The organism is SAR86 cluster bacterium (assembly GCA_023703615.1).
GTDB lineage: Bacteria > Pseudomonadota > Gammaproteobacteria > Magnimaribacterales > D2472 > MED-G85.
Window position 1 is genome coordinate 866,443 of record CP097971.1, and the last position, 14,540, is coordinate 880,982.

14 protein-coding genes are annotated in these 14,540 nt (G+C 32.0%); 1 reads left to right on the top strand and 13 read right to left on the bottom strand.

The genetic code is table 11. The features are described from left to right. Window positions 1-5: 5 nt before the first annotated feature. Window positions 6-443 (bottom strand): DUF1289 domain-containing protein, encoded by a 438-nt coding sequence (locus tag M9C80_04500; protein URQ69199.1) that lies wholly within the window; start codon window positions 441-443, stop codon window positions 6-8. Between the two features lie 92 nt (window positions 444-535). Here M9C80_04500 and acnB point away from each other — a divergent pair, with 92 nt between their 5' ends. Next, complete coding sequence (gene acnB, locus M9C80_04505) at window positions 536-3,118, top strand: bifunctional aconitate hydratase 2/2-methylisocitrate dehydratase (GenBank protein URQ69200.1); 2,583 nt, start codon at window positions 536-538, stop codon at window positions 3,116-3,118. Here acnB and purF read toward each other — a convergent pair. The 12 genes from purF to leuC form a co-directional block, all read right to left on the bottom strand. Beyond that, window positions 3,115-4,599, bottom strand: coding sequence for an amidophosphoribosyltransferase (gene purF, locus M9C80_04510; protein URQ69201.1), 1,485 nt, complete (start codon window positions 4,597-4,599; stop codon window positions 3,115-3,117). The genes acnB and purF overlap by 4 nt on opposite strands. After that, entirely contained in the window at window positions 4,599-5,183 is a 585-nt protein-coding gene (locus tag M9C80_04515; protein URQ69202.1) for a CvpA family protein, read from the bottom strand. Before M9C80_04515 ends, purF begins: the two co-directional genes overlap by 1 nt. After that, window positions 5,171-5,656 carry a hypothetical protein gene (locus tag M9C80_04520; GenBank protein URQ69203.1) on the bottom strand — a complete coding sequence of 162 codons (486 nt, stop codon included), beginning with the start codon at window positions 5,654-5,656 and terminating at the stop codon, window positions 5,171-5,173. Before M9C80_04520 ends, M9C80_04515 begins: the two co-directional genes overlap by 13 nt. A gap of 85 nt (window positions 5,657-5,741) precedes the next feature. Further along, entirely contained in the window at window positions 5,742-6,527 is a 786-nt protein-coding gene (gene trpA / locus M9C80_04525; protein URQ69204.1) for a tryptophan synthase subunit alpha, read from the bottom strand. After that, window positions 6,524-7,729, bottom strand: coding sequence for a tryptophan synthase subunit beta (gene trpB, locus M9C80_04530; protein ID URQ69205.1), 1,206 nt, complete (start codon window positions 7,727-7,729; stop codon window positions 6,524-6,526). The genes trpA and trpB overlap by 4 nt, the downstream gene beginning before the upstream one ends. After that, complete coding sequence (locus M9C80_04535; protein ID URQ69206.1) at window positions 7,719-8,339, bottom strand: phosphoribosylanthranilate isomerase; 621 nt, start codon at window positions 8,337-8,339, stop codon at window positions 7,719-7,721. Before M9C80_04535 ends, trpB begins: the two co-directional genes overlap by 11 nt. Continuing rightward, window positions 8,336-9,121, bottom strand: a complete 786-nt coding sequence (gene truA / locus M9C80_04540; GenBank protein ID URQ69207.1) for a tRNA pseudouridine(38-40) synthase TruA — start codon at window positions 9,119-9,121, stop codon at window positions 8,336-8,338. Before truA ends, M9C80_04535 begins: the two co-directional genes overlap by 4 nt. Beyond that, window positions 9,118-10,419 (bottom strand): hypothetical protein, encoded by a 1,302-nt coding sequence (locus M9C80_04545; protein URQ69208.1) that lies wholly within the window; start codon window positions 10,417-10,419, stop codon window positions 9,118-9,120. Before M9C80_04545 ends, truA begins: the two co-directional genes overlap by 4 nt. Next, entirely contained in the window at window positions 10,416-11,432 is a 1,017-nt protein-coding gene (locus M9C80_04550; protein ID URQ69209.1) for an aspartate-semialdehyde dehydrogenase, read from the bottom strand. Before M9C80_04550 ends, M9C80_04545 begins: the two co-directional genes overlap by 4 nt. Continuing rightward, a complete protein-coding gene (gene leuB / locus M9C80_04555; protein ID URQ69210.1) occupies window positions 11,422-12,501 on the bottom strand; it encodes a 3-isopropylmalate dehydrogenase in 1,080 nt (359 codons plus the stop codon). Before leuB ends, M9C80_04550 begins: the two co-directional genes overlap by 11 nt. After that, window positions 12,494-13,141, bottom strand: a complete 648-nt coding sequence (gene leuD / locus M9C80_04560) for a 3-isopropylmalate dehydratase small subunit (protein URQ69211.1) — start codon at window positions 13,139-13,141, stop codon at window positions 12,494-12,496. The genes leuB and leuD overlap by 8 nt, the downstream gene beginning before the upstream one ends. Continuing rightward, a complete protein-coding gene (leuC, locus tag M9C80_04565; GenBank protein ID URQ69212.1) occupies window positions 13,141-14,535 on the bottom strand; it encodes a 3-isopropylmalate dehydratase large subunit in 1,395 nt (464 codons plus the stop codon). The genes leuD and leuC overlap by 1 nt, the downstream gene beginning before the upstream one ends. Window positions 14,536-14,540: the final 5 nt, after the last annotated feature.

Here is a 14,540-nt window from a genome sequence, read left to right on the forward strand (position 1 = left end):
ATTATTTAAAGTTTTTTAAAATATCTTTCATGATGTGCTTCAGAAAGTTCTAACAGGGCATTATTAATTTCATCTTTTATAGTTTTAAAATCACAAATTTGAATAGCCTTGATACCAAAATAATTTAACTCAAGTTCTTGTGTACCAGATGCTCTAAATAAATCATAGATCCAAGTCAATGGATCTAATGAGTTGTTATAAATAATTGCATTCTCTTTTAGTCTTAAAGCAAAAAGATCTTTATCAACAATAGTAAATTTTTCTTTAAGAATGGTGATTTTAAATTTTTCTAGTCGATCATTTACAAGTGCCCTCTCATCATTTGAATATTTTGGCCAATTTATGACTTCATGAACAAATCTTTTGCATCCTTTGCATACATCGTCACCATATGTTGTCGAGCAAATCCCTAAGCATGGAGTAGTTGATCTATTTTTTTGCATAATTAGGAAAATAATAACTCATTTTTAAATAAAAATTGATATTTAGTAGAAGCCTTTTACTGATAAGAGTAAAATACAAGTGGAGATTTCTAATGTTAAATGAATATAAAGCACACGTTGACGAAAGAGCTAAGCAAAATATACCTCCACTTCCATTAAGTGCTGATCAAACTTCTGATTTAATTGAACTTTTAAAATCTGAAAATGACGAATCTGAGTATTTACTTAATTTATTAAAAGAAAGAGTGCCTGCAGGTGTTGATCAATCTGCATACGTCAAAGCAGCGTTCCTTGCTGATATAACTTCAGGAAAGACTCTAAGTCCTTACATTAATAAAATAGAAGCTGTTCGTATTTTAGGTACGATGCTTGGTGGGTATAACATTGAACCTTTAATTAAATGCTTGAAGATTGATGAATTAGGAGATGAGGCAGCAAATGCTTTGAGTAACACCCTTTTAATTTTTGATGCATTCAATGAAATTTTAGAGTTATCTAAAGATAATAAATATGCAAAGAAAGTCATTAATTCTTGGGCTGAAGGTGAATGGTTTACAAAAAAGACTGACATAGCAGAACAAATCAAACTTACAGTTTATAAAGTACCAGGAGAAATAAATACTGATGATCTATCACCTGCCACTGATGCTTGGTCAAGACCAGATATTCCTCTTCATGCATTGGCAATGTTCAAAATGCCAAGGGAGGGACTTGATAGACCATTAGAAATTATTGATGAATTAAAAGCAAAAGGTAATCCTTTAGTTTTTGTTGGAGATGTTGTTGGAACCGGATCATCAAGAAAATCTGCAACTAATTCTGTTCTATGGCATATGGGTGATGAGATTCCATGCATTCCAAATAAGAAAGAAGGTGGTTACTGTTTTGGAGGAAAAATTGCACCTATTTTCTTTAATACTCTTGAAGATTCTGGAGCTTTTCCTATTGAACTTGATGTATCAAAAATGCAAATGGGACAAGAAATAATTCTTGAGCCCTATGAAGGAAAAGTCCTAGATGCAAATACGAATGAAGTAATTAGTACTTTTGAATTAAAAACTGATGTCTTGCTTGATGAAGTAAGAGCTAATGGAAGAATCCCATTAATTATTGGAAGACAGTTAACAGATAAAACACGAGAAACATTAGGATTAGAGCCTACAAATATTTTTAAGAGACCAACTCCAGATAAAACTTCAAAAGCAGGATTTACTTTGGCACAAAAAATGGTTGGTAAAGCATGTGGGGTAAACGGGATCAGGCCAGGCACTTACTGTGAACCAAGAATGACAACGGTAGGATCACAAGATACAACTGGACCAATGACAAGAGACGAATTAAAAGAACTTGCATGTTTAGGATTTTCTGCTGATCTTGTTATGCAATCTTTTTGTCATACGGCAGCCTATCCCAAACCTGTAGACATTGAAACACAACATAATTTACCAGATTTTATTATGAATCGAGGTGGAGTTTCCTTGAGACCAGGTGATGGAATAATTCATTCTTGGTTAAATAGAATGCTAATTCCAGATGGTGTTGGCACCGGAGGAGATAGTCATACAAGATTTCCAATAGGTATTAGTTTTCCAGCAGGATCTGGATTAGTAGCATTTGCTGCTACGCTTGGTGTGATGCCGCTAGATATGCCTGAATCTGTGTTAGTAAGATTTAAAGGAGAAATGCAACCAGGGATCACACTTAGAGATCTTGTGAATGCGATCCCGTATGCTGCAATTCAAAAAGGCTTGTTAACAGTTGAAAAGAAAGGTAAGAAAAATATATTTTCAGGTAAATGTCTAGAAATTGAAGGATTACCAAATATGAAAGTAGAACAAGCTTTCGAGCTTTCAGATGCTTCTGCAGAAAGATCGGCTTCTGGCTGTACGGTTAGATTAAATAAGGAACCAATCATTGAATATTTAAACTCAAATATTGTTATGTTGCGTTGGATGATAGCAAGCGGTTATGGCGATGCTAAAACTTTAGAAAGAAGGGCCAAAGCAATGGAAGAATGGATTGAAAAACCTGAGCTTTTAAAACCAGATGACAATGCAGAATATGCTGAAATAATTGAAATAGACCTAAATGAAATTAAAGAACCTTTACTAGCATGTCCTAATGATCCAGATGATATTAAGCCTTTATCAGAAGTAGCAAATACTGAAATACAAGAAGTGTTCATTGGTTCATGTATGACCAATATCGGTCATTTTAGGGCAGCTGGAACCCTATTAAAGAAATATAATGGTACTAAAGCAAGATTATGGGTTGTTCCTCCAACAAAAATGGATGAAAAACAGCTTATGGAGGAAGGTATTTATAATGTTTTTGGAGTATCAGGTGCAAGAACAGAAGTACCAGGTTGTTCATTATGCATGGGTAATCAGGCAAGAGTTTTAGCAAATTCAACAGTTGTTTCTACCTCAACTAGAAATTTTCCAAACAGGCTTGGAGATGGTGCAGATGTTTTTCTAGCTTCAGCAGAACTTTCTGCCATTGCATCTGTTCTTGGAAAACTTCCAACTGTTGAGGAATATCATAAATATATGGAAGATATAAATCCTCTTGCTGATGATATTTATAGATATTTAAACTTTAATGAAATAGAAACTTATGTCAAAAGTGCTAATTCTGCAGAAATTCCAGCGATAAATATAGTAAATCCCAATTAAGCTTTTTTCTTTTCTCTTTGCTGTTTTACTTCATCCTGTCTTGATGCCTCTAGTTCTTCTAGATAATTTTCAGCCAAAGGAGTTATGTAATGACCTGTAAAAATTGAGGTTTCAAATTCTTTTATTTCAGGATTGCCAGTCTGAACCGAACTTATTAAATCCTCAAGAGTTTGATAAATAAGCCAATCAGCTCCAATTTCATTTGCAACCTCTTCATCTGATTTATTTGATGCAATCAATTCTCCAATTGCTGGCATATCAATTCCATATAAATTTTGAAATTTTATAGCTGGAGCTGCTGATGCAAAATATACTTTTCTTGCTCCAGCCTCTTTTGCCATTTCAATAATTTTTTTACTGGTGGTGCCTCTTACAATTGAATCATCTACTAATAATACATTCTTATCTTTAAATTCAAGATCAAGAATATTTAATTTTCTTCTTACAGATTTTTTTCTTTCATCTTGGTATGGCATGATGAATGTTCTTCCTATGTATCTATTTTTAACAAAGCCTTCTCTGTAAGGAACCTTTAAATCTACTGCTAATTGAAGTGCAGCAGTCGATGAGCTATCCGGTATCGGAATTACAACATCAATATCATGCTCAGGGTTAGCACGCTGAATATTTTCTGCAAGTTTAGAACCCATTCTCATTCTAGATTTATAAACTGAAATATCATCCATGCTTGAGTCAGGTCTTGAGAAGTATACATATTCAAATATACATGGAATTTTTCTAGGATTTTCTGAACATTGTTGTGAAAATAAATTACCTTTTTTATCAATAAAAATAGCCTCGCCGGGCTCTATATCTCTTAATTTTTCAAAACCTTGAGATGTAAATAACGCATCCTCTGATGCAATCATATATTCGTCTCTTGATTCTCCTTTTCTAATCCCTAATGTCAGTGGCCTTATTCCATTCTCATCTCTAAAAGCAAGCAATCCAAAACCTGTTATAAGAGCTATTACAGCATATGCTCCATCACATCTTCTATGAGTTTTAGTTACAGCTTTAAAAATATGTTGAGCTGATGGATATATTTCTCTTTGCTTTCCAAGCTCATGAGCAAAAATATTTAAGAGAACTTCAGAATCAGAATCGGTATTTAAATGCCGCATTTCTGCATGAAATAATTGACTTGCTAGGAGCTTTGAATTTGTAAGATTACCGTTATGGGCAAGACTAATGCCATATGGTGAGTTAACATACATTGGTTGAGCAAATTCCTTCCCTGCACCACCTGCAGTTGGGTACCTAACATGCCCAATGCCATAGTTACCAGAGAGTTTGTTCATATGATTTTGTTGGAAGACATCCCTAACATAGCCCATTGATTTTCTGCTATGCAGTCTATCATTTTTGTCACATACAACCATTCCAGCTGCATCTTGACCACGATGCTGTAGCATCAAAAGAGAGTCGTAAATCTCAGCAGCTACGTTTGTTTCTGCAGAAATGCCAACAATTCCACACATTAAGAGTCCTCACTAATATTTTTAACTTCTTCAGAAGCTGGAGTTAAGTTTTCTATAACAGGATCAATTAACTCTTTAGCATCCTCTACAATATCTTTATTATCTATCAAATTTCTGAAATATGCTTCTATTTGTGGTGCATATTCTTCAATTAATGGTGTTATTTTTGATTTGCTAATAAGATCAGTCGTTTTAACGCTACTAGGCAACAATAAAAAAATAACAAATAGAACTATAAGTCCCCTGCTCAATCCAAATAAAACACCAAGAAACTTATCAAATCCAGAAGCTCCGGACCATTTGATAACTTTAACTATAAATTTTATTAGAAATCCTCCAAGAACAATACAAATCATAAAGACAACAATATAAGAAACAATCTTTGATATTTCTTCATTTCCAATATATTCATTTATTTTAGGAGTAGCTAAATACTCTAAACTTACTGCCGCAATAAAAGCAATTAACCAAAGAAATAATGATAAAAATTCTTTTGTAAATCCTCTTGCTAAAGAAATTAAACCTGAGGCTGTCAAAACTATAATTATGAACCAATCTGCAATATTTAACCCTATAGCTTCCATCTAGAAATTTCTCCTTTAGATGTATCAGATGCTTCATAAATTTGTTTTAGATTTTTTTCAATATCATTCTTTTCAATAAATGGTCCTACATATACAGCAAATAAATTTTGTTCTTTTCCAAATGGCTCTATAAAAGCAGGGAAACCTGAATTGTTTATTTTTACGACTATTTTTTCAGCACCCTCCAAAGAGGATAAGACATGAACTCTAATTACAAATAGATCAAATTCTGATAAATCAAGTTCTAACTTTTCTTTATCAACAGAAGAGATATTTAGATCTTGATTATCCTTTACAGGATTTTCTGATATTGTAATTTCTGGGCTGTTATCTGATATATTCTCTTGTAATAAAGGTTTTTCTAAAATTTTTTGATCCTGTTGATAGTCTATTTGAGGAGATAGGACAAATAAAAAAACAATGATTAAAATACCAAAAGTAAAAGTAAACCCTATTAGCCGCTCTAGACCCATTTACTGGTGCTCCATGGTACATACTGTACCTTATTTTTACGATTTGAGGTTGATTTTGATATTACTATGAAGCTATTAAAGCTTGTCATGATATAGCAGTTTTTATTTCTCTAATATAATCTTTTATTTCATTAAACTCTTTTGATTCAGATTTTTCCTCTATCATTTTGACTATCGATGAACCAATTATTACTCCGTCCGAACAGCTTGCTAGATTTTTTGCATCATCAGCTGTTTTTATTCCAAATCCAGCGAGTGTTGGTAGGTCAGAAAAACTTTTAATATTTTCAATGTTTCGTTTAATTTCATCTATATTTAAATTTGAGGAACCAGTTACACCTCTCAAAGTCACGTAATAAATAAATCCCGAACTATTTTGTGCAATCTTACTAACTCTGTCGTCTTTAGTAGTTGGAGAAATCAATGAAATAACGTTTATATTAGGATTATCAATTCCGTAGTCATTTAGTTTGAGTTCTCCTGGTACATCAACAACCAAGATTGCATCAACTCCATCTATATCAGACTTCTGAATTAAATCAATATGTGAAATGAAATTGTTTAGATAACCCATAAGAATTACAGGAGTTTCTTTATCTTTTTTTCTAAATAATTTAACCATGTCTATGATATTTGATAAAGAAATAGAATTTTTTAGCGCCCTATCATGAGCTTTTTGAATGACTGGTCCTTCTGCAATTGGATCTGTAAATGGCACGCCAACTTCAATAATATCAACGCCTGCATCTACAAATGAATGCATTAGTTCTAACGTGGTTGATATATCAGGATCTCCAGCAACAAGATAGGCTGCAAGAGCTTTTTTATTGGCAGACTTTAGTGACGATAGTTTTTCTTCAAGTTTATTCAAAACTTAATTCCATCAATTTCTGCAACTGTATTAATATCTTTATCTCCTCTTCCAGAAACATTAACAACAACGTTTGCTGTTGCTTCTAATTCAGGCATCAATGTATCCAAATATGCAAATGCATGAGCTGTTTCAAGAGCTGGAATAATTCCCTCTAATTCTGAAACGTCATGAAAAGCTTTTAGAGCTGCATCATCATCAACTGCTACATATTCTGCTCTACCTAAATCTTTTAAAAGTGAATGCTCTGGGCCAACACCAGGATAATCCAATCCAGCAGAAACTGATTTAGTATCTTTTACTTGACCTGATTCATCTTGCATTAAATAACTTCTGGCACCATGAAGAACTCCAGGCTCACCATCATTTAGTGGAGCAGCATGCTCTCCAGTCATAACTCCTTTTCCACCAGCTTCAACTCCAATTAATCGAGTTTGATTCATTTCAATAAAAGGATAAAAGATTCCCATTGCATTAGAACCACCTCCAACACATGCAACAATAGCATCTGGCATAGAATCAAAGAATTGTTTTGACTGATCAATAAGTTCTCTGCCCACAATAGCATTAAAATCTCTGACAATCATTGGATATGGATGAGGACCAGTAACACTTCCAATAATATAATATGTGTCATCAACATTTGTTACCCAATCCCTTAATGCTTCATTCAATGCATCTTTTAATGTTGCAGAACCCGAATCTACTGGATGAACGTGTGCTCCCAATAATTTTATTCTATAAACATTTAGAGCTTGTCTTTTAACATCTTCAGTACCCATGTATATATGGCATTCGAGTCCCAATCTTGCAGCAACTGTAGCAGTAGCAACTCCATGTTGACCAGCTCCTGTTTCAGCAATAATTCTCTTTTTTCCCATATATTTTGCGAGCAATATTTGCCCAACAGTATTATTTATTTTATGAGCACCTGTATGATTAAGGTCTTCTCTTTTAAGCCAAATTTTTCCGGTACCGTATTGATTTGTTAAGCGTTCTGCATAGTAGAGTGGCGAGGGCCTTCCAACAAAATTTACTAAATCTTCATCTATTTCTTTAAGAAAAGATTTGTCCTTTGATAATTTTTTATAAGTTGATTCAAGTTGCTCTAATGCATACATTAAAGTTTCAGGGACAAATTTGCCACCATACTCACCAAAAAAACCATCATTGTTAGGAAAATCGTAATTATTAGAGTCCATAGTTCTTTATTTTATTTAAAATTTCTTCGATCAACTTAAGGTCTTTTATGCCAATACTATATTCAACTCCTGAGTTGATATCTATGCACCAAGTCCCTTTACTTAATGCATTATCGACATTTTTAGAATTAATTCCACCAGAAAGTATTAAATTTTGTTTTATATTTATTTTGTCTATTACTGTCCAATCAAAAGCTTCGCCGGTACCGCCATATAAATTTGGATTATAATTTTCAAGTAATATGGCATTCGCTGATTTATAGCGATCTATCATTCCAAGATCATTTTCATTTTTTATTGCTACAGTTTTCCAAAAATCTCTTCGGAATGATTTACAAAAGTTCTCTTCTTCATCTCCATGAAATTGTAATATTGGATTTACAAAAATAGAATCTATCTCATTAATATATTCCTCATCAGAATTTACAAAAACACACACCGGCCTAGTTTTTTTAAAATTAAAGTTTTTAAGTTTTCTTTGAAGCTCTTTATTAACGAATCTAGGACTTTTTTCATAAAAGATAAATCCAACAAAATCAACGTTAAGATCTATAATGTTTTCTAGAATATCTAGATCTGTTATTCCACAAATTTTAATATTTGGTTTCATACCTTAAATCTTTCGAATAAATCTTTAAAAGGACTGGAAATTTTTAGCTTAGATTCATATTTAGGTCCTAGAAAAAATAAACCTTGAGGACTTAAAGTTCTTCCAGATTCGTTTCTATTTTTTGCACTTAAGATATCAATAACAGAGTCTTTTATTTCTCCCTTAGCTATATCTAATAATGTACCAACAATAATCCGCACCATATTATGAAGAAAAGCATTCGCAGTAATCGAGATAATTATAAACTTTCCCGAAACATTTATATCAATTTTAGTTATCTTTTTGTTAGGATTTTTTGAATTACAACTCGAGCTCCTAAAAGAGCTAAAATCATGGTTTCCTAAAAAATGTTTCGCTTCTTTTTTTAACAGGCTTAAATCAATCTCTTTACTCTCCCAAAAACAAAATCTATTAAAAAATAATGGTTTATTTTTAGAGTTATATATCACATATGAGTACGAACGCTCCTTTGCCGAGAATCTAGAATGAAAATCATCAGATACTAGTGAAATATTTTTAATATTTATTGATTTTGGAAGATTTGAATTTAGACCATCAAGCCAATTTTTAGAATCTCTATTAATAGATGTCTCAAAATCAAAAACTTGAGAAAGTGCATGAACTCCAGCATCAGTTCTGCCAGAATAATTAATAGGTATTTTTTTCTGTGTTACCTGTTGTAATGCAACCTCTATGCATTCTTGAATACTTTTAGCATTAAGTTGTCTTTGAAATCCTGAAAAATTAGTTCCATCATACTCGGTTACGCAAGCATATCTCACTTTTGAATCATAGCTAAAAGTTCTTCAGCTTTAGTTTTAATGCTAGTTATTTTTGAGTTTTTAATTATTTGGTTCAAAATTTTTACAGCATCTTCATAATTTCCCATTTCATAATATGTGTAAGCTAGGTCGATCTGTTGCTCGTCGTGATTATTTTCAATACTTAAGCCTTTTGGTAGTCCATCTATTTTGGAATCATTATCTGCTGCTTCTATAAAATCATATTTTATTTTATTGTCTTTCTTTGATTTTAATTGAATATATATCAATGCTATTAAAATTCCAGATAAGACAGAAATAATTGCTACAAATAATAAATCAAATCTACTTAGGCCTGTATCAGAAATTTCATTAGGCTTATTTTTAGATTCTTCAATTAAATTTGATATTGGATCATTTTCAAGATCCATAACAAGGGTCTTTGTATTTTTTTCAATAAAACTTTTTGCATCAACAGCATTTTCTTGGGAAAGATCTATTTTAATTTTTTCATCTTGTTTTTCATTTGTATTTATTTTTACATTTTGACTTTGTATCTTTGGAGCCGTTAAAACTAAAAGAGATTTTGCAGCTGGAGCAAAATCAATTGAAAAACTTTTATTCATTTTTAAAATTGATGATCTGGCCTCATCATCAGAAACTGAAGTCATTTGTGAAGAGGTTGGTATGATGATATCAATATCGTTTCTTATTAAATTAATGTTGCCTTTAATAAAAGCATTTTTATTACCTAAATATATAGACCACATAATTTGATAAATTGAAGCATTTGTTTCTTCTTTAAATTGAGAAGCTAGACTCCACATTGTTGTAATTTCGTCTGCATTAATTATTTGCTCAGCATCTTTTGTTGGTTCTTCAGATATTTCTGGGATTAATTTTTTTTCGTAAACTAATTGCGAAGAGTTTTTTTCAATTATGTTTTTTGTAACTTTTTGTTCTGAATCTATTAATCTTGATGGTAAAAAAACAAATATATCTTTTGAAACTTCATTAGAAATCTCAATTCTAAAACTAAAATAGTTCTCTTCGAATTTGTTATCTATAATAATTTCAAGGATTTGGTAATCCTCATAATTTTTTAAAATTAGATATGCGAAATCTTGATACTCTAAAATATCATCAGATTTATATGCCTTTATAACAATATCGTCATCTTGAATTTTTTCATCATTAATTCTAAATTCAATAATTCGCTCATCTTGATTATTAAATTTAAGCTTAGGTGATGAAATGGAAATATCAGCGTGAGCATTAAAAATTAAAAATCCTGATATAAAGAAAAGTATTCTTATCACAGCTTATTATTAGTTATAAGTAAATCTAAAATTTGAACAGCATTTAAAGCAGCGCCTTTACCATAAACATTATCAGCTACTATCCATAGAGCAATCCACGTTTCATTAAGAACTTTCTGAGATCTTATTCTGCCAACATATACATCTTTAGTATCATGAGCGTTTTCAATTGGATTAGGATATTCTTGAGTAGTTGGATTATCTATAATTGAGACGCCTTTGATACCTGTTAATGAATCAATAACATCCTCTTTGGATGCATCTATTTTTGTTCTAAGGAATACTGCTTCAGAATGACCATTAAAAACAGGAACTCTTGCACAAGTGGCCTGCACTTCTATATTAGGATCAAGAATTTTTTTTGTTTCCCATACGAGCTTCATTTCCTCTTTAGTGAATGCATTTTCTAAAAAAACATCACATTGTGGCAGCACGTTAAATGCTATTTGTTTTGGATAAATTTTTGGAGTTACATTATCTGGATCTATGCTTTGTTGTTTCAGTTCATCAACAGCTGCTTTGCCAGTGCCAGAAACTGCCTGATACGTTGCTATGTTTACAAATTCTATTTCAAATTTTTTATGAATTGGTTGCAAAATCATCAATAGCTGTGAAGTTGAGCAATTTGGATTAGCTATTATCGAGGGCTTATTGAGGTTACTAATTAAATTTCCATTTACTTCAGGAATAATAAGTAATTTGTCATCGTCGTAACGAAATTCTGAAGATAAATCAATGACATAGCCTCCTGAGTCAATAAAAGATTGAGCAAATTTTTTTGCAACAGATGATCCAGCTGAAAAGATTGAAACATCAACATTTGATGGATCAAATGATTCTAAGTCTTGTATTTTAAATTTTTCATTGTTAAAAAAAATATCTTTTCCAACTGATGAGCTACCAAGAAAAAAAACTTCACCGATATCTAATGCCATCTCCTCTAAAAGTTGGATTATCTTTTGACCAACAACTCCAGATGCTCCAACTATTGCTAATTTAAAATTATTTTTCATTTTTTAGAATATCTATTATTTTAGAACTTACTTCAGATGTTAATAAATATTCATCTGAAGTACTTATATCTTTTGTTCTGTTACCTTGCGATACATATTTCATTATTGAATTATCAAGCATTTTTGCAATATTTTCTTGATCTAAAGAGTGCCTTAATGCCATTGATAAAGATGCAATCATCGCAATTGGATTTGCTATATTTTTACCAGCAATGTCAGGCGCACTTCCATGACATGGCTCATACATTCCTTTTGAAGAACTATTTAGTGAAGCGGAAGGTAACATTCCAATTGAACCAGATAATGTAGCAGCAATATCAGAAAGTATATCTCCAAAAAGGTTACTTGAAACAATCACATCAAACTGGTTCGGATTTAGCACTAATTGCATGGCCGCATTATCTGCAAGCTGGTGAGATAACTCGACATCAGGATAATCTTTTGACATATCTGTAACAATTTCTCGCCAAAACTTTGAAACCTCTAATACGTTAGCCTTGTCAACAGAACATAGTTTATTATTTCTTTTCTGTGCTGATTCAAAACCAATTTTAGCAATTCTTTTGATTTCATCTTCGTTATAAATCATGGTATTAAAGGCATATTTTGGATTTTCTGATTCAACTAAACCCCTAGGCTCTCCAAAATATATACCACTTGTAAGCTCTCTAACAATAAGTATGTCTAGATCTTTTATAATTTCATTTTTAATCGGCGATGCTGATGCCAACTCATTGAATAAAAATGCAGGCCTAAGATTTGCGAATAGTTCCAAATCTTTTCTTAATTTTAAAAGTGCATATTCTGGTCTTAAATCCCATTCAAGATTATCCCATTCAGGTCCACCTACTGCCCCAAATAGAATAGCATCAGATCTTTTTGCTTCATGTAAAACTTCTTCTGGCAAAGGGGATCCAAACTCATCATATGCAGCACCACCTACTTTCATAGTATTTATTTCAAAATCAATATCATAATTATCAATAATAAAATCTAATACCTCTTTTGCCGAAGAAGTGACTTCCTCTCCTATACCATCTCCTGGAAGAATTAATATTTTTTTAGTCATTTACAAATATCCATGGTTTTTCTTTTATTCTTTGAGATTCAAATTTTTTTATGACATCTTTTTTTTGCATAGTAATATCTATGTCATCTAGTTTATATATGATTCTTTCAAGCAGACTCTCTTTTACTTCAAAAGTAAACTCAAAATCATTTAAAGAAACTTTCATATTGTCTAAACTAATATTAATTTCACAAGGACTCTTTGAACAACTGGTGAATAAATTATCTATTTCATTTTTTTGCAATCTAATAGGTAGAACGTTGTTTTTAAAACAATTATTATAAAAAATATCACCAAAAGAGGATGCTATTACTGCTTTTATACCAAAGTCTCTTAAAGCCCAAACAGCATGCTCTCGTGACGAACCACACCCGAAATTGCTTCTAGACAACAAAATTTTTGATTCATCAAAAGGCGGGATATTTAAAATAAAATCTTTATTAATTTTTCTTTGGTCTTTAGTTAATCCAAGGATGCCATTATCTAAATATCTCCATCCATCAAAAAGATAATCCTCAAAACCAAATTTCTTTATAGATTTTAGATATTCAGTAGGAATAATTTGATCAGTATCAACATTGTCTCTGTCGATATACGCTGTGATACCCTCAATAATGAACTCGTTGCCTTTTAATTTCATTATAAGTTTCCTATTTTTCCTTTAAGTGCTGTTTTTGCTGCCATCCTCGGACTCATTAAATGAGTTCTACCTAAATTACCTTGCCTACCTTCAAAGTTTCTATTTGATGTTGAAGCACATCTTTCGTATGGTTTAAGTTGATCAGGATTCATCCCAAGACACATTGAACAACCAGGGTCTCGCCATATGAATCCAGCTTGAGTAAAAATTTTATCAAGCCCCTCTTCTTCAGCCATTTTTTTTACCAATCCTGATCCTGGTACAACAATTGCTTCGAGTATCTTTTCAGATATTTTTTTTCCTTCTACTATCTTTGCTGCATCTCTTAAATCTTCTATTCTTGAATTAGTGCATGATCCTATAAAAACTTTGTCGAACTTAAGTTCAGAAAGTTTTTGTTCTTCATCAATTCCCATATACTTTTTTGCCAATTCAATGCTCTTTCTTTTATCAGTTGGAAAATCTGAAGTACTAGGAATACTATCGTCAAAATCAATTACCATTTCAGGAGAAGTGCCCCATGAAACTTGAGGTTTTATTTTTGAAACATCTATTGTTATTTCCTTTTCAAAAGTTGCATTGCTATCAGTATTTAATTGCATCCAATATTCTTTTGCCTCATTCAATTTATCAGCAGTTAATTTTGAGTGTTTTTCAACATAGTCTATTGTCGTTTCATCAGGTGCTATTAATCCAACCTTTGCTCCAGCTTCAATTGACATGTTACATATTGTCATTCTAGCTTCCATAGAAATACTTTTTATATAAGATCCCGAGAATTCTATAGCGTGTTCATTTCCTCCTGCTGTTCCAATTTTCCTAATAAGATATAAGACTATATCTTTGGATGTAATCTCTTCATTAGGACTGCCTTCAAAACATACTCGCATGTTCTTAAGCTTTGTTGTTTTTAATGTTTGAGTTGCTAGAACATGTTCAACCTCAGAAGTACCAATACCCATAGCCAAACAACCAAAAGCACCGTGAGTTGAGGTATGAGAATCACCACATACTATAGTCATTCCAGGAAGTGTATATCCTAGTTCAGGTCCAATAACATGAACAATACCCTGATTTTCGGAAGTAATATCAAATTGTTTGATGCCAAATTTACTACAATTTTTGTCGAGTTCTACTACCTGAATTTTTGATATGTTGTCATCAATTTGATCAACGTCAAAGGTTTTACCTCTAATTGTTGGAACATTATGATCTGGAGTAGCAATATTTGCATTTAATCTCCATGGTGCAAGATTTTTTTTCTCTAAACCCTCGAAAGCTTGAGGAGACGTGACTTCATGTAAATAATGTCTGTCAATATATAAAAGAGACTCACCAGAATCTAGTTGTATTACGTGATGCTCTTCCCAGAGTTTGTCGTACAAAGTTTTCATTATTT

Bases quoted from the DNA above. Each gene is read 5' to 3' on its own strand.
- M9C80_04515 (URQ69202.1), bottom strand. From the start codon at position 5,183: ATGGAAGCTATAGGGTTAAATATTGCAGATTGGTTCATAATTATAGTT.
- M9C80_04550 (URQ69209.1), bottom strand. From the start codon at position 11,432: ATGAAAAATAATTTTAAATTAGCAATAGTTGGAGCATCTGGAGTTGTT.
- M9C80_04520 (URQ69203.1), bottom strand. From the start codon at position 5,656: ATGGGTCTAGAGCGGCTAATAGGGTTTACTTTTACTTTTGGTATTTTA.
- leuD (URQ69211.1), bottom strand. From the start codon at position 13,141: ATGAAATTAAAAGGCAACGAGTTCATTATTGAGGGTATCACAGCGTAT.
- M9C80_04500 (URQ69199.1), bottom strand. From the start codon at position 443: ATGCAAAAAAATAGATCAACTACTCCATGCTTAGGGATTTGCTCGACA.
- leuC (URQ69212.1), bottom strand. From the start codon at position 14,535: ATGAAAACTTTGTACGACAAACTCTGGGAAGAGCATCACGTAATACAA.
- trpB (URQ69205.1), bottom strand. From the start codon at position 7,729: ATGGACTCTAATAATTACGATTTTCCTAACAATGATGGTTTTTTTGGT.
- acnB (URQ69200.1), top strand. From the start codon at position 536: ATGTTAAATGAATATAAAGCACACGTTGACGAAAGAGCTAAGCAAAAT.
- M9C80_04535 (URQ69206.1), bottom strand. From the start codon at position 8,339: ATGAAACCAAATATTAAAATTTGTGGAATAACAGATCTAGATATTCTA.
- purF (URQ69201.1), bottom strand. From the start codon at position 4,599: ATGTGTGGAATTGTTGGCATTTCTGCAGAAACAAACGTAGCTGCTGAG.
- leuB (URQ69210.1), bottom strand. From the start codon at position 12,501: ATGACTAAAAAAATATTAATTCTTCCAGGAGATGGTATAGGAGAGGAA.